Below are 18,527 nucleotides of genomic sequence, written 5' to 3' on the forward strand. Positions count from 1 at the left end.
CTTGCCTGCGATAGCAATCTATCCGTTGCAAATGTATTGCCTGACACACTGCTATCGCAGGCAAGCCAGCTCCCACACAAAGCAGATCCCAGTGAATTCTGAAGATAAAAACAAAAGGTGCAGCCATGCCCGCAATCCGAATTGGCATCAACCCGATCTCCTGGAGCAACGACGACCTCCCGGCCCTCGGCGGTGAGACCCCGCTGAGCACGGCCCTGAGCGAAGGCAAGGACATCGGCTACGAAGGTTTTGAACTCAACGGCAAATTCCCCAAGGATGCCAATGGCGTCGCTGACGTGCTGCGTCCTTATGACCTGGCGCTGGTGTCCGGTTGGTACTCCAGCCGTCTGGCCCGTCGTTCGGTGGCTGAAGAAATCGAGGCGATTGCCGCCCATGTCGAACTGCTCAAACACAACGGCGCCTCGGTACTGGTATACGGCGAAGTGGCCGACTCGATCCAGGGCTCGCGTATCCGCCTGATCGAGCGCCCGCGTTTTCACAGTGAACAGGCCTGGCAGGCTTACGCCGACAAGCTTACCGAGCTGGCGCGTTTCACCTTGTCCCAGGGCGTGCGCCTGGCCTATCACCACCATATGGGCGCGTACGTCGAATCCCCCGAGGACATCGACCAGTTGATGAAACGCACGGGCCCGGAAGTCGGCTTGCTGTTCGATTCGGGCCACTGCTACATGGGCGGCGGCGAACCCATCGAGGTGCTGCGCAAGCATATCGACCGCGTCTGCCATGTGCATTTCAAGGATGTACGCAAACCCGTGGTGCAACTGGCGCGTAACCAGATGTGGAGCTTCCCGGACTGCATCGTCAACGGCACTTTTACCGTGCCCGGCGATGGTGATATCGACTTCGCACCGTTGCTGAATGTGTTGCTCGCGGCGAACTACAAGGGCTGGCTGGTGGTAGAAGCCGAGCAGGACCCGGCCGTGGCGCCCAGCTATATCTACGCGAAGAAGGGTTACGACACCCTGCGTGCGCTTCTCAACCAGAGGACTTGAGTGATGAGCTTGTTGGTCAAAAGCAGCAAACGCGGGCAAACCATGGTGGCGTTGGAAGCCGGGCGCCTGGAATACGTGGGCTTTGCCGCGTACCGCCTGAGCCTGGGCGAAACCCTGCCGGTCAGTGCGGGCGATCAGGAACTGTGCCTGGTGCTGCTCAGCGGTCGGGTGAATATTGAAGGCGAAGGCTTCAATTGGCAGAACCTGGGGGATCGCCAGTCGGTGTTCGAAGACAAGTCACCGTTCGCCGCCTATTTGCCGCCGGGCACTGGCGCCCGAGTCACGGCCCTGAGCGATGTGCAAATTGCCGTCTGTGCAGCGCCGGGTGCTACGGGTTTTGCCCCGCGCTTGATCCGCCCCGAGCAGTGCAAGCGCAGTGTGCGCGGCAAAGGCGCCAACACTCGCTACGTCTGCGACATCCTGCCTGACAGCGAGCCGGCCCATTCGCTGCTGGTGGTGGAAGTGCGCACGCCGTCGGGGCATTCCTCCAGCTACCCGCCGCACAAGCACGACACCGACGACCTGCCGCACCAGAGCTTTCTGGAAGAGACCTACTACCACCAGGTCAACCCGCCCCAGGGCTTCGTGTTCCAGCGCGTGTACACCGATGATCGCAGCATCGACCAGGCCATGGCCGTGGAAAACAGTGACCTGGTGGTGGTGCCCAAGGGCTATCACCCGGTCAGCGTGCCGTATGGCTACGAGTCTTATTACCTGAACGTGATGGCCGGCCCCAAACGTGCCTGGCATTTCCATAACGACCCGCAGCACAGCTGGCTGCTGGACCTGTAAACGGTGTTGGACGGAGAACAAAAACAATGAAGTCGCCGCTACGTTTTGCCCTCAACCGCATGGTCGCCCCCAACCTGTCCCTGCCGGATTTCATCCAGTTGGCGGCGGCTCTCAACTGCGAGGCCATTGAGATCCGCAACGACCTTAAGAACCGTGAAATCGAATACGGCACACCCGCCAGCCGCGTGCGTGAATTGTGCGCAGCGCAGGGCATCAAGGTGTTGTCGATCAACGCGCTGTACCCCTTTGATGTGTGGAATGACGAACGCCGTGCCCAGGCAATCGAACTGGCCACCTACGCCCGTGAGTGCGGGGCCGAAGGCTTGGTGATGTGCCCGTTCAATCAGCCTGGCGATACGCGCAACGACGCGCAGCGCGCGGCTGGTTTGCGCACGGCGTTGAGCGAACTGGCGTTGATCCTGCGCGAGTACGGGATTCTGGGTTTTATCGAGCCCCTGGGCTTCACCGTATCCGCCCTGCGCCGCAAGCGCGTGGCAGTGGATGCAATCAAGGCCATCGGCGGCCTGGATGTATTTCGGGTGGTGCACGACACCTTTCACCATCACCTGGCCGGCGAGCATGAGTTCTTCCCGGAACTGACCGGGCTGGTGCACATCTCCGGGGTGGAAGACCGCGAGGCGCCGCTGGAGTCGATCCGCGATGGCCACCGCGTGCTGGTGGGCGAGGACGATATCCTCGGGAATGCGGCGCAGATCGATACTTTGCTGAGCACCGGCTACAGCGGCTATCTGTCGTTCGAACCGTTTGCCGAAAGCGTGCACGGGTTGGCGAATATCCGGCAGGCGTTGGGCAGCAGCATGGCGTATTTGCAAAAGCCCTTGCCATAACGCGATCAGAATGTGGGAGCTGGCTTGCCTGCGATAGCGGTGTGTCAGGCAATACCTGTGCAACTGATAGACCGCTATCGCAGGCAAGCCAGCTCCCACAGTGGATCGGTGTTGAACATTCCAATTGCATTCATACAAGGTGCAAGTGATGACCACAACAAGATTGACCATGGCCCAGGCCCTGGTGAAGTTCCTGGACAACCAATACATCGAAGTCGATGGCGTACAGAGCAAGTTTGTCGCCGGGGTGTTCACTATTTTCGGGCATGGCAATGTGTTGGGCCTTGGCCAGGCCTTGGAGCAGGGCAGCGGCGACCTGGTGGTGCATCAGGGCCGCAATGAGCAAGGCATGGCCCACGCCGCCATCGGGTTCGCCAAGCAGCACCTGCGCCGCAAGATCTATGCGTGCACGGCCTCGGTCGGGCCGGGCGCGGCCAATATGCTCACCGCCGCAGCGACTGCCACCGCCAACCGCATCCCGTTGCTGCTCTTGCCCGGCGATGTCTATGCCAGCCGTCAGCCCGACCCGGTTTTGCAGCAGATCGAGCAGTTCCACGACCTGAGCATCAGCACCAACGATGCCTTCCGCTCCGTGAGCAAATACTGGGACCGCATCAACCGCCCCGAGCAACTGATGACCGCGGCGATCCATGCCATGCGCGTGCTGACCGACCCGGCTGAAACCGGCGCGGTGACCCTGGCCTTGCCCCAGGATGTACAAGCCGAAGCCTGGGACTACCCCGACTATTTTCTGCAAAAACGCGTGCACCGCATCGACCGACGCCCGGCCACCAGCGCCATGATCGGCGACGCGCTGGCTGCGTTTCGCGGCAAGCGCAAGCCGCTGATCATTTGCGGCGGCGGGGTCAAATACTCCGCCGCCAACCAGGCACTGCAAGCCTTTGCCGAGCGTTTCGATATTCCTTTCGCGGAAACCCAGGCGGGCAAGAGCGCCGTGGTGTCCAGCCATCCTCTGAACGTCGGCGGCATCGGCGAAACCGGCTGCCTGGCGGCTAACCTGCTGGCGCCTGAGGCGGACTTGATCATCGGTGTCGGCACCCGTTATACCGACTTCACCACCTCCTCAAAATCGCTGTTCAAGCACCCCGAGGTGAAGTTTCTCAACCTCAATATAAGCCCCTGCGATGCGTTGAAGCTGGACGGCGTGCAAGTGCTGGCCGATGCAAAAGTCGCCCTTGAAGCACTGGCCGATGCCCTGGGCGATTACCGTTCGGGCTGGGGCGAGCAGATCGCCGACGCCAAGGCGCAATTCGACGCTGAAGTGGACCGCGTGCATCAGGCGCACTACCAGGGCGATGAGTTTGTCCCCGAAGTCGACGACTACCTGGACCGTGCCGTGCTGCGGGAATTCATCGAGCTGACCGGTTCGTGCCTGACCCAGAGCGCTGTGCTCGGCGTGCTCAATGCACGCCTGGCCGATGACGCAATCATCGTGGCCGCCGCTGGCAGCCTACCCGGCGATTTGCAGCGTGCCTGGCGCAGCAAGGGCGTCAACACCTACCACGTCGAGTATGGCTATTCATGCATGGGCTACGAGATCAATGCCGCCCTGGGCGTGAAGCTGGCCGAGCCGAGCAAGGAGGTGTACGCCCTGGTCGGCGATGGCTCCTACATGATGCTGCACTCGGAGCTGGCCACCTCGATCCAGGAGCGCCGCAAGATCAACGTGGTGCTGTTGGACAACATGGCGTTCGGTTGCATCAACAACCTGCAGATTGGCAATGGCATGGACAGCTTCGGCACCGAGTTCCGCTACCGCAACCCCGAGAGCGGCAAGCTCGACGGTGGCCTGGTGCCAGTGGACTTCGCCATGAGCGCAGCGGCCTACGGTTGCAAGACCTACAAGGTCAGCACGCTGGAACAGCTGGAAGCGGCGTTGGCGGATGCCCGCACGCAAAGCGTCTCCACGTTGATCGATATCAAGGTGCTGCCCAAGACCATGATCCACGGCTACCTGTCGTGGTGGCGGGTGGGTGTGGCGCAAGTGTCCACCAGTGAACGTACGAATGCAGCGGCAAAAAAACTCAATGAACACCTGGCCCAGGCCCGGCAGTACTAACAACAAGAGGAGTGTTTGCATGTCTTTGAAACTTGGAGTGATTGGTACGGGCGCCATTGGCCGGGACCATATTCGTCGTTGCAGCCAGGCCTTGCTCAACAGCCAGGTGGTGGCCGTCACCGATATCAACCTTGAGCAGGCGGCCCAGGTGGTGGCGGACTTGAAGCTGGACGCCGAGGTGTACCCGGACGGCCATGCATTGATCAACGCGCCAGAGGTCGAAGCGGTACTGGTGACGTCCTGGGGGCCGAGCCACGAAGAGTTTGTGCTGGCCGCGATTGCTGCCGGCAAACCGGTGTTCTGTGAAAAACCGCTGGCGGTGACGGCCGAGGGCTGCCGCAACATTGTCGAGGCCGAAGTGGCACACGGTAAGCGCCTGGTCCAGGTGGGTTTCATGCGCCCGTACGACCAAGGCTATCGTGCCCTCAAGTCGGTGATCGACAGCGGCCAGATTGGCGAGCCGTTAATGCTGCACTGCGCGCACCGTAACCCCACGGTGGGCGAGAACTACAACACCGGCATGGCGATCACCGACACCCTGATCCATGAGTTGGACGTGCTGCGTTGGCTGCTCAACGACGACTACGTGTCCGTGCAGGTGGTGTTCCCGCGCAAGACCAGCAAGGCGCTGGCGCACCTGCGCGACCCGCAGATCGTGCTGCTGGAAACTGCCAAAGGCACGCGTATCGACGTGGAAGTGTTTGTGAACTGCCAATACGGCTACGACATCCAGTGCGAAGTGGTAGGGGAGAGCGGCATCGCCAGGTTGCCGGAACCATCTCAGGTGCAACTGCGCAGCGACGCGAAGCTGTCCAACGCAATCCTGATGGATTGGAAGGATAGGTTTATCGGTGCCTATGACGTGGAGTTGCAGGCGTTTATCGACAGCGTGCTGGCCGGGCAGGTCGGCGGGCCGTCGGCCTGGGATGGGTTTGCGGCGGCGGTGGCGGCGGATGCGTGTATTGAAGCCCAGGGCAGTGGGCAGATTGTGAAAGTCAGCCTGCCGGATCGCCCGCGCTTCTACGGCTAACTCACTGCAGAAAAGTGGTTGACACTGTGGGAGCTGGCTTGCCTGCGATAGCGGTCTATCAGTGACAGATTGATTGCCTGACTCACTGCTATCGCAGGCAAGCCAGCTCCCACAGTTGATTGGGTTTCCAAATCAATTCTGGAGTTGAACATGCGAATCGGACTAGTGGGCTACGGCCACGGCGGACGCTTTTTTCATGCGCCGTTGATCGCCACCCTGCCTGGCGCCACCTTTGTCGGCGTGGTGACGCGTTCACCCGAACGTCGCAAGCAACTGAGTACTGACCTTCCGGGTGTCAAAGCCTTCGACTCCATCGGCCAGATCGTCGAAGCCGGCGTCGATGCCCTGGTGATTTCCACCACCCTCAAAGGTCGCCCGGCCCTGGCGCTGGAAGCCATCGAGCACGGGGTGGCGGTGGTCAGCGATAAACCCTTTGCCGCCAACGCCGAACAAGCCCAGGCCCTGATTACCGCTGCCGAACGTCAGGGCTCGTTGCTCAGTGTTTATCAGAATCGGCGCTGGGATTCGGATTACCTGACCCTGCGCAAACTGATCGACGCTGGCGCCCTGGGCACCATCACCCGCTTTGAATCCCGTGTGGAACGTTACAGTCCGCAGGCCGTGGGCAATGCCAGCGGTGGAGGATGGCTGCGTGACCTGGGCAGCCATCTGGTGGACCAGGCGTTGCAACTGTTCGGCCCGGTGGAGCGGGTGTTCGCCCAATTGCACTACACACCAGAACATCCCACGGTGGACCACGGCTTCTTTGTCTCCCTCACCCATGCCAATGGCGTGATTTCGCACCTGTGGGGCAACGCGTTGCAGAACAGCCAGGCGCCGCGATTTCGCGTCAGTGGCAGCCTGGGCTGCTACACCGTCGACGGATTGGATGGCCAGGAAGAAGCGCTGCTGGCCGGCAAGTCACCGAAAACCGAAGGTGAACACTGGGGCGCCGAGGAGCATCGACGCTGGGGCTGGTTTGAGCAAGGGCCGGAGCGTGAGCGGGTGCCGTCGGAGAAGGGCTGCTGGCCCCAATTCTATCGGCAGTTGCAAGCGGCCGTGGTGGGGCAGGGGCCGCTGCCGGTCAATGCCTATGACGCCCTGGAAACCACCCGTATATTGGACGCCGCGCGCCTGAGTGCCGAGCGCCAGCAGGTGGTTTCGACGAAAATAGAATAAAATTCTAAAACAGGTTGATATGGAAATTATTTTCTAATACAGTCTTTTCCAGGTTGCATAAAGTACGTCCCGGAACCTACGGGCGACTCAACAAAAACAAGATCAAAAACAACCAGGTACCGTCAGATGAAAATCTTCAACGCTGTACTGCGAGTTTTACGCCCCCTCCAAGCGCCACGCGGACTGCCCCGCGCCCGGCCGTTCTACTTCTCCTTCCTGAATGTGCTGTGCGTCGAAAACCAGGGCGCGCTGGTGTGCTGCATTCCAGGCGCGCCGGTGGTGCGACTGACAGCCGAGTCCTGATCAACGCAACGTCGAAAAAAACCAACAAGAAAGTGGAGACAGACCGTTCATGAAGACCCCGATCCGTTTTACCGCCCTGGCCTTGTCCATGCTACTGGCCAGTGGTGTGGCCGGCGCCGCCGATCTCAAGGTGGGCGTGACGATGTCCGCGTTCGATGACACCTTCCTCACCTACCTGCGCGAGGACATGGACAAGCAAGCCAAGTCCTATCCAAAAGGTGATGGCGTGCAACTGCAATTCGAAGATGCCCGCGCCGATGTGGTCAAGCAATTGAGCCAGGTCGAGAACTTCATCAGCCAGAAGGTCGACGCGATTATCGTCAACCCCGTCGATACCGCGTCGACCAAGAACATCATCAGTGCCGCCACCAAGGCGGGTATCCCGCTGGTGTTCGTCAACCGCCGCCCCGACCAGAAAGACCTGCCCAAGGACGTGGTGGCCGTGACCTCCGATGACGTCGAGGCCGGCCGCCTGCAAATGCAATACATCGCCGAAAAACTCGGCGGCAAGGGCAAGGTCGTGATCCTTTTGGGTGACCTGGCGAACAACTCCACCACCAATCGCACCAAGGGCGTGAAGGAAGTGCTGGCCAAGTACCCGGACATCAAGATCGAGCAGGAACAGACCGGCATTTGGTTGCGTGACAGGGGCATGACCCTGGTCAACGACTGGCTGACACAGGGCCGGGAGTTCAATGCGGTGCTGGCCAACAACGATGAGATGGCGATCGGGGCGTCCATGGCCCTGAGATCGGCCGGCAAGGAAAAAGGCAGCGTGTTGATTGCCGGTGTCGACGGCACGCCCGATGGCTTGAACGCGATCACCAAGGGCGACATGACCGTGTCGGCCTTCCAGGACGCCAAGGGCCAGGCGGTAGGTTCGGTGGAGGCAGCGCGCAAGATGGCCAAGAAGGAGCCGGTCGAGCAGAACGTGGTGATCCCGTTCCAGTTGATCACCCCGGACAACGTCAAAGACTTCAAGTAGCCCCGACATAACAACAAAAGCTGGCAGGGCGGTCACGGCCGCCCTGCAGATGGAGTACCTCCCTATGCCTGCTCAAGCCGCCACGTCTCAGCCCGCCGCCCACCCGGCGCTGGCGCTGGACGAACCCTACCTGCTGGAAATCCTCAACATCAGCAAAGGCTTTCCCGGTGTCGTGGCCCTGGACGATGTGCAGCTGCGGGTGCGCCCCGGCACGGTGCTGGCGTTGATGGGCGAGAACGGTGCGGGCAAGTCGACGCTGATGAAAATCATCGCCGGCATCTACCAGCCCGACGCCGGCGAAATTCGCCTGCGTGGCAAGCCGATCACCTTTGAAACGCCGCTGGCCGCGCAAAAGGCCGGGATCGCGATGATCCATCAGGAACTCAACCTGATGCCCCATATGAGCATCGCCGAGAACATCTGGATAGGCCGCGAACAGCTCAACAGCCTGCACATGGTCAACCACCGCGAAATGCACCGCTGCACCGCCGAGTTGCTGGCGCGCCTGCGCATCAACCTCGACCCCGAAGAACAGGTCGGCAACCTGAGCATTGCCGAACGGCAGATGGTCGAGATTGCCAAGGCAGTGTCCTACGACTCCGACATCCTGATCATGGATGAACCCACCTCGGCCATTACCGACAAGGAGGTGGCCCACCTGTTTTCGATCATTGCCGACCTCAAGTCCCAGGGCAAAGGCATCGTCTATATCACCCACAAGATGAACGAAGTGTTCGCCATCGCCGATGAAGTGGCGGTGTTCCGCGACGGCCAATACATCGGCTTGCAACGGGCCGACAGCATGAACAGCGACAGCCTCATCTCGATGATGGTCGGGCGTGAATTGAGCCAGCTGTTCCCGGTGCGCGAAACGCCTATTGGTGAGCTGTTACTGTCGGTGCGCGACCTGAGCCTGGACGGCGTATTCAAGGACGTATCGTTCGACCTGCACGCCGGCGAGATCCTCGGTATCGCCGGGCTGATGGGCTCCGGGCGCACCAACGTGGCGGAAACCATTTTTGGTATCACCCCAAGTTCCAGCGGGCAAATCACCCTGGACGGCAAGGCGGTGCGCATTACCGACCCGCATATGGCCATTGAGAAAGGCTTTGCGCTGTTGACCGAAGACCGCAAGCTCAGCGGCCTGTTCCCGTGCCTGTCGGTGCTGGAGAACATGGAGATGGCGGTGTTGCCGCACTATTCGGGCAACGGTTTTATCCAGCAGAAAACCTTGCGTGCCCTGTGTGAAGACATGTGCAAGAAGCTGCGGGTGAAAACCCCGTCACTGGAGCAATGCATCGACACCTTGTCCGGCGGTAATCAGCAAAAGGCCTTGCTGGCGCGCTGGCTGATGACCAACCCACGCTTGCTGATCCTGGATGAGCCGACGCGTGGTATCGATGTGGGCGCCAAGGCTGAGATCTATCGCTTGATCGCCTTCCTCGCCAGCGAGGGCATGGCGGTGATCATGATTTCTTCCGAACTGCCCGAAGTGCTCGGCATGAGCGACCGGGTGATGGTGATGCACGAAGGTGAACTGATGGGCACCCTGGATCGCGCCGAGGCGACCCAGGAAAAAGTCATGCAGTTGGCTTCCGGGATGACCGCAGTCCACTGATCTATAGAATAAGAAGGTGATGGGTTATGAACGCAATAACAGACAACAAGCCGGCAACCGCGCCGGTCAAGAACCGTCGACGCATGCCCACCGAGCTGAGTATCTTCCTGGTGCTGATCGGTATCGGCCTGGTGTTTGAATTGTTCGGCTGGATCGTGCGCGACCAGAGCTTTCTGATGAACTCCCAGCGTCTGGTGCTGATGATCCTACAGGTGTCGATCATCGGCCTGCTGGCCATCGGTGTGACCCAGGTGATCATCACCACGGGCATCGACTTGTCGTCCGGCTCGGTGCTGGCCTTGTCAGCGATGATCGCCGCCAGCCTGGCGCAGACCTCCGACTTTTCCCGGGCGGTGTTTCCGTCCCTCACCGACTTGCCGGTGTGGATCCCGGTGGCGATGGGTTTGGGCGTAGGGCTTTTAGCGGGGGCAATCAACGGCAGCATTATCGCGGTCACCGGCATCCCGCCGTTTATCGCAACCCTGGGCATGATGGTCTCGGCCCGTGGCCTGGCACGCTATTACACCGAAGGCCAGCCGGTGAGCATGCTCTCGGACTCCTACACAGCGATCGGCCATGGCGCGATGCCGGTGATTATCTTCCTGGTGGTGGCGGTAATCTTCCACATTGCCCTGCGTTACACCAAGTATGGCAAGTACACCTATGCCATCGGCGGCAATATGCAGGCGGCGCGTACTTCGGGGATTAACGTCAAGCGTCACCTGATCATCGTCTATAGCATCGCCGGTCTCCTGGCGGGCCTGGCCGGCGTGGTGGCCTCGGCACGTGCAGCGACGGGGCAGGCCGGCATGGGCATGTCCTACGAGCTGGACGCGATTGCCGCCGCAGTGATCGGCGGCACCAGCCTGGCCGGTGGAGTAGGGCGCATCACCGGCACGGTGATCGGCGCGCTGATCCTCGGCGTCATGGCCAGCGGGTTTACCTTTGTCGGGGTGGATGCGTATATCCAGGACATCATCAAGGGCCTGATCATTGTGGTGGCGGTGGTGATCGATCAATACCGCAACAAGCGCAAGCTCAAGCGCTGAGTACCTGCCCTTGTAGGAGCGAGCTTGTGTGGCGAGCAAGCTTGCTTGCGGCGGGCGAAGCCCCCCCAAAAAGCCGGAGACTGCTGCGCAGTCGGCGGGAGCAAGCTCCCTCGCCACAGCAAGCTCGCGCCTACAGGGGATCAGGCACTTTCAACCGTTTGTCTTCTATATAGCTCCACAACACTGAATTTCTTGCTATAAACGCACTCCGATGACCGTTCGCCAAGCCCGTCCTGGTGCTTTTGGGGGTTGATCGGGAAAAAATGCCTTTCTTTTCAGTTGCTGCGCCCTCAAGTCGGCCTTAGACTGCCGCCCCTCGTAAATTGAGTGCCGGGTGGCGCTTGGAATGGATGGCGCCCTTCCGAGACCTGCACAGGTCGGCCGGAACGCTCCCTAATTCGCCTTAATGCACGTATTTTTTATAGAGAAATCAATGACAAAGGAAAAGTTGCTGGCCATGCCGGCGGATGACTACATGAATGCCGAACAGCACGCTTTTTTCGAGAAGTTGCTGCAAGACATGAAGGTGGAGCACCACGAGCGCATTGAGCAGAACCGTATCGCCATTGAGAGCCTGGACACCCCGGCCGACCCGGCTGACGCGGCTTCTGTCGAAGAAGAGCGCACCTGGCTGGTAAACGCCATTGACCGCGACCAGCGCATGCTGCCGCAACTTGAGCGTGCTCTGGAACGCATCAAGGAAGATTCCTTTGGCTGGTGTGACGACAGCGGCGAGCCTATCGGCCTCAAGCGCCTGCTGATCAGTCCTACCACCAAGTACTGCATCGAAGCGCAAGAGCGCCACGAGCAGATCGACAAGCACCAGCGTCAAGCCTGATGCGGTGAAGGGGGCGGCTCTCTAGCTGGCCGCCCTGGATCGGCATTGTTGCTGTTTATGCAATGAAGCTATTCCGTGGATAGCTTTTTCCAACTGGAATAAAGCCGTAGCATGGCCAACATTGTTAGCCAGCTAACTAATGCTGCGGAGAAGCTCCATGCAAAACAAAGTCGATGTGGCCGTAATGATCGGCAGTGGCGTACCCCAAACCCTGCGTGCCTTGGGCCAGCGAGCTTGCTGGGTGGTGTTGCTCAACGGTGAGCAGCGCGGCACTGCATTCGCCAGCCGGGACGAGGCGCAGGAATGCCAGGCTGCCTGGCAAGCGCTATTGCGCAGGGAAGCGTCAGACAGCCTGCATTGATCAAGCGCGGGGAGGCTCATGCAGCAGCGCATTGAGGTCATCCACTGCGGGAGCCCATTCTGCGTCGACCTGCAATTGTTCCCTGAGGAAGTTCGCCTGCTGTTCGCTCCAGAATGGCGCGTCGATGAGTTTTACATCATCGGGCAGTCGATGTTCGGCGGTAAAACGTTCGATGGCTTCCTGGCTGGAATCCAGCCCCAGTTGTTCGAACAGGGTTTCAAGAGTTGGGGTGGTGGTGTCCATAGCGTTCTCCATGCGGGCTTATCGTCATGCATGTGAGGGGCAGGGCACGCCAGAGTTCTATCGGATTGTCAGGTATTGAGCGCGCCGCAATCCACGGCGGTTTTCAGTGCCTTGGCCGCCTCTTTGCCAGCCACGGCCGCTGCGTCGGCGGTTTTGAACCAGCGGTCTTTCTCCACCTGGTGCGCGGTGACCTTGTTCAGCGGTGGTTTGGCTCGCATGATGATGACCGCTTGAAACTCACCGTCTACTTCCCTCGCATCGCCGTGGATAATAAATTCGCCAATATCAAATTCCGTCACGTATGGCTTTCCCTTCAAGGTAACTGCGTTGATGAAACCTGACCCGCGGGGGGCAAACTTCCATGGACAGGCCAGTATGGCAGTTGTTGAGGGGCAGTGGCGCGGTAAAGTCATCCAGGCGACGAAACGATTCCGCCGCCTGAGGCGTATAGCTTGGCTTCAAGGGACTTGGCCAGTTCGCAGGCTTTGATGTGATCGCTGCGAAACCCCTTGATCTTGCCGCTGGGCACTTCAAGAATATGAAAAAAGTTCTTTCCTGCGGGTACAACTTGGTAAAGCACCGAATTGGAGTACCCATTCAGGTTCAGCAGGCAGTAGTATTGCTGTTCGTCGGGACATGGTGAACGAGTGTGGAAAGACGTAGCGTCGTGTTGACGTCGTTGCATGCTCAGCTCCTGTCGATCGATCCGGTTAGCTTGTCTGCGTTGTTTCGGGTGGTTTTCACCCTGGTTGCTGTTCTAGTATTGTCGTCGGTAGTTCGTGACTGGTTCCATGCCCAGATGTTTTTTTGTGTTGGGGTGTCGGAAAACTGCATTTTTAATTGGGTTATTCTCTGAAGTCGGCAGACCCGTATTCTCGGGTCGTTGAACCTGTGATTTGCTGTATCGCGGTTGACTTCCCATGAGGTCCGCCGTTGAGGTTTGTACTAGCCTTACGAGTTCTCTTCAGTTTTTTAATGACTCTGTATCGTGTCGTAACGGCCATTTTTTGTGCTGTTCGCTTTGGCGGCCAGTGCTTTTTTGATGTGGGGGCGTTTCCTTGGCAGTCAGTAATCTGGATATGCACGCGTTATTCGTGCTGGGTGATTTGCGCGCAAAGTTGGTCAAGCAGTTTCAATCTCGGTTTGTCTACGTCACCGAACAGACGCCGGAAGGTATTTATATCGCCGAAATCGATACCGAAACGGCGCTGGTCGTGGATGACAAGCCACGTCTGGAACTCAAAGTAGGTGACCATTTTCGCGCAGCGGTATTGCCCAGCCGCGAAGGTGGCAAGTTCGAATTGAGGTTTCGCGATATCAAGTTGACCGTCTACGGCCTCGGCGACTATGCCTTTGTGTCGTCGAACGAAGGCCAGGGTATTGTGTTCAAGGAAGGCCACAGTGTGATGTTGGTATTCGCCGCCCATGAGCAATTGCAGGAAGGGTTGACCAAGACCCTGAAGGCCGTGACTGGCAAAGCCGCCAAATGGCGCAAGGGTGAACTGGTGACCTTCAAGGCCAGCGAGTAGGCGATAAATACGCTGTGCATCTTTGTCTTTTGGAACCTCTACTACAGTTGAGTTGACTTAACTATTCAGAGGCTTCGCGCATTCGCAGCAAAGCCGTTCGCCATGACTGCGAAAACGCGAGGTGCACAGGCATGAAAGGATTGAAGTCACTGCTGGCGGCGGGCCTGACGACCCTGAGTCTGTCATTGCCGGTATCGGCTGCCCAGGCACCGGTGCATTTTGCCGACCTGAACTGGGAAAGCGGCAGCCTGATCACTGAAGTACTGCGTTTTATCGTCGAGAAGGGCTATGACCTGCCCACCGACACCTTGCCTGGTACCACCATTACCCTGGAAACCGCCCTGGCCAAGAATGACATCCAGGTGATCGGCGAGGAATGGGCAGGCCGCAGCCCGGTGTGGGTCAAGGCTGAAGCCGAAGGCAAGGTGGCGGGCCTGGGCGATATCGTCAAAGGTGCGACCGAAGGCTGGTGGGTGCCGGAATACGTGGTCAAGGGTGACCCCTCCAAAGGGCTAAAACCCCTGGCTCCAGACCTCAAAAGCGTACAGGACCTGGCGCGCTACAAGGACGTGTTCAAAGACCCTGAGTCTCCGGGCAAGGGGCGCTTTCTCAACAGCCCCATTGGCTGGACCTCCGAAGTGGTCAACAAACAGAAACTCAAGGCTTATGGCCTGGACGACAGCTACGTGAACTTCCGCAGCGGTTCGGGGGCGGCGCTGGATGCGGAGATTGCCTCGTCGATTCGCCGGGGCAAGCCCGTGCTGTTCTATTACTGGTCGCCGACCCCGTTGATGGGGCGCTATAAATTGATCCAGCTGGAAGAACCGCCATTTGATGCAGCTGCGTGGAAGACCCTGACTGACGCAGACAACCCGAACCCGAAGCCGACACGCTCATTGGCTTCCAAGCTGAGCATTGGCGTGTCGACGCCGTTCCAGCAGGAACATCCACAGATTGCCCAGTTCTTCGAGAAGGTCGAGTTTCCCATCGAGCCGCTTAACAAAGCCTTGGCGACGATGAGCGAGCACCACACGGCGCCTCGGGAGGTGGCCCAGGCGTTTCTCAAGGAACATCCGCAGGTGTGGAAGGCCTGGTTGACGGAAGATGTGGCGCAGAAGGTCGAGGCGAGCCTCCAGTAACCGGCGGTCTTTGTATCGAGTGAAGATCAAGATGTGGGAGCTGGCTTGCCTGCGATGACTGAGTGTCAGACAACATATTTTTATGCTGACCCACCGCTATCGCAGGCAAGCCAGCTCTCACATTCAATTGCATTTCAAGTCAACGGTCGTTGCAGCGTTAGAACTTGGTCTGTACGGCCAGCTCAAAGGTCCTCGGTGATCCCAGATAATACGCCGGCGACACATGGGCAAACTCGGCATACACCTCGTTAGTCAGGTTGCGTACGCGCCCGGTTATCGAGGTATGCGCATCCACCTTATAGCGCAGGAAGGTGCCGAACAGCGTATAGGCCGGTACGGTCTGGGTGTTGGCATTGTCGGCATACACCTGAGCGACATAGCGCGCATCCACCCCGCCTTGCCAATCCTCGGCAAAGTCATAGGTCAACCACAGGTTGCCCACGCGCTTGGGCACGTTGGTTGGCGTATTGCCCTTGCGCGACACCACGGCGCCGCTGGCGATTTTCTCGTTGAACTCATCGTACTGCGCGTCCACCCAGGCGAAGTTGCCTTCGGCCAATAGCCTCGGCGTGATGCGCAACGAACTGGCCAGTTCGATGCCCTTGGACGACTGCGCGCCCACCGGGATGCTGCTGGTCGGGTCCAGCGGGTCGGTGACGGCGAAGTCCTTGCGTTCGATCCTGTACGCGGCGACCGTGGCGGAACCGCGGCCTTCCAGGTAATCGAACTTGCTGCCGATTTCCCATTGCTTGCCGGTGGACACGTCGAACACCTGGGTAGTGGTGTTGGGCTGTTCGACGGCGGTGCTGTATTGCACATAGACGTTGGCGGAGGGCATGAACTGATAGGTCAGGCCCACCCGGCCCGTTACCGGCTCCCAACTGCGCTTGAAGTGTCGCGGGTTGGTGGCGGTGATCATACGATGGTTGGTCACGTCCAGATCAATGGCGTCATAGCGCAGGCCGGTCAGCAGCGAGAGCTTATCCGTCAGTCCCAGACGGTTTTCCACGAACAGTGCTTTGGTCGTCACCTGGTTGGTCTTGTCCTTGACGAAACCTGGCCGGGTACCGGGAATATCATAGAAGTGCCCCGGGTCGTAGTGGTTTGGGTCTACGGTACTTTTGCCCGGCACGTTCAACGGGCTGTTAGTGGTGCTGTTGATCTTGTACTCAAAACCCCCGGACCAGGTGGTGGCGAGGCCGAAGACGCTCGTGTCATGGCGCAGTTCGAACTGGTTGCCGTTCTGCTCGCCCTGATGCCGCACCTGATAGGCCGTCGAGCGGTTCACCACGCTGTTGTCGGCGTTGTATTGGTAGGTCTCCAGGTTGCGGTAGTCGCGCTGGCTGTCGAGGTGGTAGAGGGTATTTTTCAGTGTGGTGCTGTCGTTGATCCGGTAGTCGATGATCGAGCGTGCCCAGATCGTACGTTGCTCATAACGGCCGTCGGCTACGTTGTAGTTATTGAAGCGGTTGTGCTTGTCGATCTTCAGCTCACCGGCCTTGGGGTTGAGCACCGGCGTGCCCCAATACGGGCTGTCTTCATGCTCGTCCTGATACTCCAGCGCCAGGGTGTGGGACAGGTTCGGGGTGAGGTCGCTGAGCAGGGAAAACGCCACGCTCCAGGCATCGCGCTGGTCGCGGTCGATGTAGCTGTGATTGGTGTTGCGGCTCACATCCAGCCGGGCGTAGTGCTGCACCTCGGCGCCGGGTTCGGTCAGCGCATGGTTGAGGCCGAACGCCATACCGGCGGTGTCGTAACTGCCATAGCTCAGTTGGCCCTCGATGGCCTGTTCCTCGCGGCTTGCCAGCTTGGTCACGTAGTTCAGCGAGCCACCCACTGAGCCTGCGCCGTTGATCAGGGAGGAGGGGCCGCCTACCAGTTCGACGCGGTCATAGATCCACGCATCCACCGGCCGCGCCAGGCCTGTGGCGACATTGATACCGTTGAACATCTGGGTAATCTGGCTGCTGGTAAACCCTCGGTAGGAGACAAACCCGCCAAACCCAGGCGGCGCGCTGGCGTTGACGCCGGGCAGGGTATTGGCCGCATCGCGGAAGGTCTTGGCGCCGTGGCGCTCGATATCGTTGCGGTTAGCAATGGCCACCGACGCCGGGGTTTCCCGCACGCTCAGGCCCAGGCGCGAGGCCATGCCGCTGGATTGGTCCAGAGCCAGCCCAGGCTCGGCACTTTGCTCGCCGTCAATGGTGGTTGGCGCCAACTCAAGGGCCGAGGCGCAAACAGGCAGGCAGCCGAACAGGCCCGCCAACAGGGGTAAATGTTTCATGGTTGAATCCTGAAAACTTGGCTCGAAAACAACGCACTGCTCCCCGTACTCCTTACGGAAACGAAGCGGTGCAGATCAGAACGCGCAGGGATCAGGCGAAGGCAGGTGGCGCGCGCGGATTAGCCGCAGGCCAGGTGAAGCGGGCGGGAATGTCGGCGGCGAGCACCACCGCTGCGGGCGGCGCATGGGGTTGCGGCAGGACTGCCACATTCAGGTGGGAGTTGAGCGCCGGGCCCATGCCGCCGGTAGAGCACAGCGGGCAACCAAACGCCTTCGACAGCGTTGGCAGGCTCTCATCCGTAGAATTGCTGGGCAGCGGCGCCTGGGTACGTGGGTCCACCGTACAGAACTGGCCGCTGATGCCGTTGAGCTGCATCCCCACCATCTGCCCATGACCAATGCTGCAGGCGAACACATTGAACAGGACGCAGCAGTAGAGCGTCCAGGCAATGAGTGAGCGGTCGGCACGGGCGAGTTTCATGGGGCGGCACTTTATCATCAGCGACCGACGAAATGCCTGCAAAAAAGCTCAGGGCGGCTATCCTCATTCGCACATTTTTGTGGAGCGCCGACCATGAGCTTTGTGATTGCGCGATGGATCGTCGGGGTATTTACCTTCATCAGCATGGTGCATCTGTATTGGGCTGCGGGTGGCAAGCTCGGCAGCCTGGCCGCTATCCCGCAACTGCCCGGAGAGTTTGCCAGCGGGCCGCGACCGGCGTTCAAGCCGTCGGCGCTGGGTACTTTTCTGGTGGCGATGGGGCTGGTGGCGATTGCCTTGCTCGTGTGTCTGCGCGCCGGGCTGTATTTCTCGCCGGTGTCCCACGGGGCGTTGCAGTGGGGTATCAGCGCGATTGCCGTGCTGATGTTTGCCCGAGCGATTGGGGATTCGGAGCTGGTGGGGTTTTTCAAGAAGGTCGGCGGGTCGAGGTTTGCTCGCCTGGATACCTATTTCTATTCGCCGTTGTGCCTGGTGTTGGGCGCCGGCTTGCTGGTGGTGGCGTGGAGCTGAGCCTGAGCCCACAGATACCTGGCTGACACCGCGCAATCCAAATGTGGGGGCTGGCTTGCCTGCGATGCAGACACCTCGGTCTACCAGCCAAACCGGGTTGATCCCTTCGCAGGCAAGCCAGCTCCCACCTTCAACCACGCTCGACAGGTAAGCCCGAGCGCCACCAAGCCCCTGTGGCCGCCATTTGATTCACCTCCAAGTATTTCCCAGACAAAAACACACCC

The 18,527-nt window shown here is 59.7% G+C and carries 20 protein-coding genes; 15 read left to right on the plus strand and 5 right to left on the minus strand.

Annotation, left to right across the window (positions count from 1 at the left end; genetic code table 11):
- The first annotated feature begins 125 nt into the window (after nt 1-125).
- The 12 genes from iolE (at nt 126) to BT204_RS18475 (ending at nt 12,096) form a co-directional block, all read left to right on the plus strand.
- The gene (gene iolE / locus BT204_RS18425; protein ID WP_072447786.1) at nt 126-1,013 is read left to right on the plus strand and encodes a myo-inosose-2 dehydratase; all 888 of its coding nucleotides are present in this window, start codon (nt 126-128) and stop codon (nt 1,011-1,013) included.
- A 3-nt stretch (nt 1,014-1,016) separates the two neighbouring features.
- Complete coding sequence (gene iolB / locus BT204_RS18430; protein ID WP_057977494.1) at nt 1,017-1,805, plus strand: 5-deoxy-glucuronate isomerase; 789 nt, start codon at nt 1,017-1,019, stop codon at nt 1,803-1,805.
- 26 nt (nt 1,806-1,831) lie between these two features.
- On the plus strand, nt 1,832-2,653 hold the full coding sequence (locus tag BT204_RS18435; RefSeq protein ID WP_072447788.1) for a TIM barrel protein: 822 nt from the start codon (nt 1,832-1,834) through the stop codon (nt 2,651-2,653).
- A gap of 148 nt (nt 2,654-2,801) precedes the next feature.
- A complete protein-coding gene (iolD, locus tag BT204_RS18440) occupies nt 2,802-4,733 on the plus strand; it encodes a 3D-(3,5/4)-trihydroxycyclohexane-1,2-dione acylhydrolase (decyclizing) (protein ID WP_072447790.1) in 1,932 nt (643 codons plus the stop codon).
- A gap of 19 nt (nt 4,734-4,752) precedes the next feature.
- Nucleotides 4,753-5,763, plus strand: coding sequence for a bifunctional inositol 2-dehydrogenase/D-chiro-inositol 1-dehydrogenase (locus tag BT204_RS18445; protein WP_072447792.1), 1,011 nt, complete (start codon nt 4,753-4,755; stop codon nt 5,761-5,763).
- Between the two features lie 150 nt (nt 5,764-5,913).
- The gene (locus tag BT204_RS18450) at nt 5,914-6,942 is read left to right on the plus strand and encodes a Gfo/Idh/MocA family protein (RefSeq protein ID WP_072447799.1); all 1,029 of its coding nucleotides are present in this window, start codon (nt 5,914-5,916) and stop codon (nt 6,940-6,942) included.
- Nucleotides 6,943-7,068: 126 nt separating this feature from the next.
- Nucleotides 7,069-7,245 carry a hypothetical protein gene (locus BT204_RS27910; RefSeq protein ID WP_003191673.1) on the plus strand — a complete coding sequence of 59 codons (177 nt, stop codon included), beginning with the start codon at nt 7,069-7,071 and terminating at the stop codon, nt 7,243-7,245.
- 49 nt (nt 7,246-7,294) lie between these two features.
- The gene (locus BT204_RS18455) at nt 7,295-8,230 is read left to right on the plus strand and encodes a sugar ABC transporter substrate-binding protein (protein ID WP_034125692.1); all 936 of its coding nucleotides are present in this window, start codon (nt 7,295-7,297) and stop codon (nt 8,228-8,230) included.
- Between the two features lie 64 nt (nt 8,231-8,294).
- The gene (locus BT204_RS18460; protein ID WP_072447801.1) at nt 8,295-9,848 is read left to right on the plus strand and encodes a sugar ABC transporter ATP-binding protein; all 1,554 of its coding nucleotides are present in this window, start codon (nt 8,295-8,297) and stop codon (nt 9,846-9,848) included.
- Nucleotides 9,849-9,874: 26 nt separating this feature from the next.
- Entirely contained in the window at nt 9,875-10,897 is a 1,023-nt protein-coding gene (locus tag BT204_RS18465) for an ABC transporter permease (RefSeq protein ID WP_003191668.1), read from the plus strand.
- A gap of 433 nt (nt 10,898-11,330) precedes the next feature.
- Nucleotides 11,331-11,735: a TraR/DksA family transcriptional regulator gene (locus BT204_RS18470; protein WP_003191666.1), complete on the plus strand. Its 405-nt coding sequence runs from the start codon at nt 11,331-11,333 to the stop codon at nt 11,733-11,735.
- 157 nt (nt 11,736-11,892) lie between these two features.
- On the plus strand, nt 11,893-12,096 hold the full coding sequence (locus BT204_RS18475; protein ID WP_034125690.1) for a hypothetical protein: 204 nt from the start codon (nt 11,893-11,895) through the stop codon (nt 12,094-12,096).
- Here BT204_RS18475 and BT204_RS18480 read toward each other — a convergent pair whose 3' ends face one another.
- The 3 genes from BT204_RS18480 to BT204_RS18490 form a co-directional block, all read right to left on the minus strand.
- Entirely contained in the window at nt 12,097-12,339 is a 243-nt protein-coding gene (locus BT204_RS18480) for a DUF2789 domain-containing protein (protein WP_034125689.1), read from the minus strand. It lies immediately after the preceding gene.
- A 68-nt stretch (nt 12,340-12,407) separates the two neighbouring features.
- Nucleotides 12,408-12,638, minus strand: a complete 231-nt coding sequence (locus tag BT204_RS18485; RefSeq protein ID WP_034125688.1) for a hypothetical protein — start codon at nt 12,636-12,638, stop codon at nt 12,408-12,410.
- Between the two features lie 110 nt (nt 12,639-12,748).
- On the minus strand, nt 12,749-13,024 hold the full coding sequence (locus BT204_RS18490) for a phospholipase A2 family protein (protein ID WP_032872432.1): 276 nt from the start codon (nt 13,022-13,024) through the stop codon (nt 12,749-12,751).
- Nucleotides 13,025-13,418: 394 nt separating this feature from the next.
- On the opposite strand from BT204_RS18490, the gene BT204_RS18495 reads away from it, so the two are divergent.
- The gene (locus BT204_RS18495) at nt 13,419-13,868 is read left to right on the plus strand and encodes a hypothetical protein (protein WP_052199932.1); all 450 of its coding nucleotides are present in this window, start codon (nt 13,419-13,421) and stop codon (nt 13,866-13,868) included.
- A 131-nt stretch (nt 13,869-13,999) separates the two neighbouring features.
- On the plus strand, nt 14,000-15,007 hold the full coding sequence (locus tag BT204_RS18500; protein ID WP_072447803.1) for an ABC transporter substrate-binding protein: 1,008 nt from the start codon (nt 14,000-14,002) through the stop codon (nt 15,005-15,007).
- 157 nt (nt 15,008-15,164) lie between these two features.
- On the opposite strand, the gene BT204_RS18505 is transcribed toward BT204_RS18500, so the two are convergent.
- Both BT204_RS18505 and BT204_RS18510 read right to left on the minus strand, forming a co-directional pair.
- Nucleotides 15,165-17,291, minus strand: a complete 2,127-nt coding sequence (locus BT204_RS18505) for a TonB-dependent receptor (RefSeq protein ID WP_072447805.1) — start codon at nt 17,289-17,291, stop codon at nt 15,165-15,167.
- 91 nt (nt 17,292-17,382) lie between these two features.
- The gene (locus BT204_RS18510) at nt 17,383-17,772 is read right to left on the minus strand and encodes a DUF2946 domain-containing protein (RefSeq protein WP_034125684.1); all 390 of its coding nucleotides are present in this window, start codon (nt 17,770-17,772) and stop codon (nt 17,383-17,385) included.
- 93 nt (nt 17,773-17,865) lie between these two features.
- Here BT204_RS18510 and BT204_RS18515 point away from each other — a divergent pair, with 93 nt between their 5' ends.
- Nucleotides 17,866-18,303 (plus strand): DUF3995 domain-containing protein, encoded by a 438-nt coding sequence (locus BT204_RS18515; protein ID WP_034125683.1) that lies wholly within the window; start codon nt 17,866-17,868, stop codon nt 18,301-18,303.
- Nucleotides 18,304-18,527: the final 224 nt, after the last annotated feature.

This window comes from Pseudomonas sp. NFPP02, assembly GCF_900119355.1.
Taxonomy (GTDB): domain Bacteria; phylum Pseudomonadota; class Gammaproteobacteria; order Pseudomonadales; family Pseudomonadaceae; genus Aquipseudomonas; species Aquipseudomonas paracarnis.

Excerpts from the sequence above, each read along its gene's own strand:
- BT204_RS18495 (WP_052199932.1), top strand. The coding sequence starts at position 13,419 with ATGCACGCGTTATTCGTGCTGGGTGATTTGCGCGCAAAGTTGGTCAAG.
- iolE (WP_072447786.1), top strand. The coding sequence starts at position 126 with ATGCCCGCAATCCGAATTGGCATCAACCCGATCTCCTGGAGCAACGAC.
- BT204_RS18455 (WP_034125692.1), top strand. The coding sequence starts at position 7,295 with ATGAAGACCCCGATCCGTTTTACCGCCCTGGCCTTGTCCATGCTACTG.
- BT204_RS18510 (WP_034125684.1), bottom strand. The coding sequence starts at position 17,772 with ATGAAACTCGCCCGTGCCGACCGCTCACTCATTGCCTGGACGCTCTAC.
- BT204_RS18490 (WP_032872432.1), bottom strand. The coding sequence starts at position 13,024 with ATGCAACGACGTCAACACGACGCTACGTCTTTCCACACTCGTTCACCA.
- BT204_RS18435 (WP_072447788.1), top strand. The coding sequence starts at position 1,832 with ATGAAGTCGCCGCTACGTTTTGCCCTCAACCGCATGGTCGCCCCCAAC.
- BT204_RS18445 (WP_072447792.1), top strand. The coding sequence starts at position 4,753 with ATGTCTTTGAAACTTGGAGTGATTGGTACGGGCGCCATTGGCCGGGAC.
- BT204_RS18475 (WP_034125690.1), top strand. The coding sequence starts at position 11,893 with ATGCAAAACAAAGTCGATGTGGCCGTAATGATCGGCAGTGGCGTACCC.
- BT204_RS18465 (WP_003191668.1), top strand. The coding sequence starts at position 9,875 with ATGAACGCAATAACAGACAACAAGCCGGCAACCGCGCCGGTCAAGAAC.
- BT204_RS18450 (WP_072447799.1), top strand. The coding sequence starts at position 5,914 with ATGCGAATCGGACTAGTGGGCTACGGCCACGGCGGACGCTTTTTTCAT.
- iolD (WP_072447790.1), top strand. The coding sequence starts at position 2,802 with ATGACCACAACAAGATTGACCATGGCCCAGGCCCTGGTGAAGTTCCTG.
- BT204_RS18470 (WP_003191666.1), top strand. The coding sequence starts at position 11,331 with ATGACAAAGGAAAAGTTGCTGGCCATGCCGGCGGATGACTACATGAAT.
- BT204_RS18480 (WP_034125689.1), bottom strand. The coding sequence starts at position 12,339 with ATGGACACCACCACCCCAACTCTTGAAACCCTGTTCGAACAACTGGGG.
- iolB (WP_057977494.1), top strand. The coding sequence starts at position 1,017 with ATGAGCTTGTTGGTCAAAAGCAGCAAACGCGGGCAAACCATGGTGGCG.
- BT204_RS18505 (WP_072447805.1), bottom strand. The coding sequence starts at position 17,291 with ATGAAACATTTACCCCTGTTGGCGGGCCTGTTCGGCTGCCTGCCTGTT.
- BT204_RS18460 (WP_072447801.1), top strand. The coding sequence starts at position 8,295 with ATGCCTGCTCAAGCCGCCACGTCTCAGCCCGCCGCCCACCCGGCGCTG.
- BT204_RS18515 (WP_034125683.1), top strand. The coding sequence starts at position 17,866 with ATGAGCTTTGTGATTGCGCGATGGATCGTCGGGGTATTTACCTTCATC.
- BT204_RS18500 (WP_072447803.1), top strand. The coding sequence starts at position 14,000 with ATGAAAGGATTGAAGTCACTGCTGGCGGCGGGCCTGACGACCCTGAGT.
- BT204_RS27910 (WP_003191673.1), top strand. The coding sequence starts at position 7,069 with ATGAAAATCTTCAACGCTGTACTGCGAGTTTTACGCCCCCTCCAAGCG.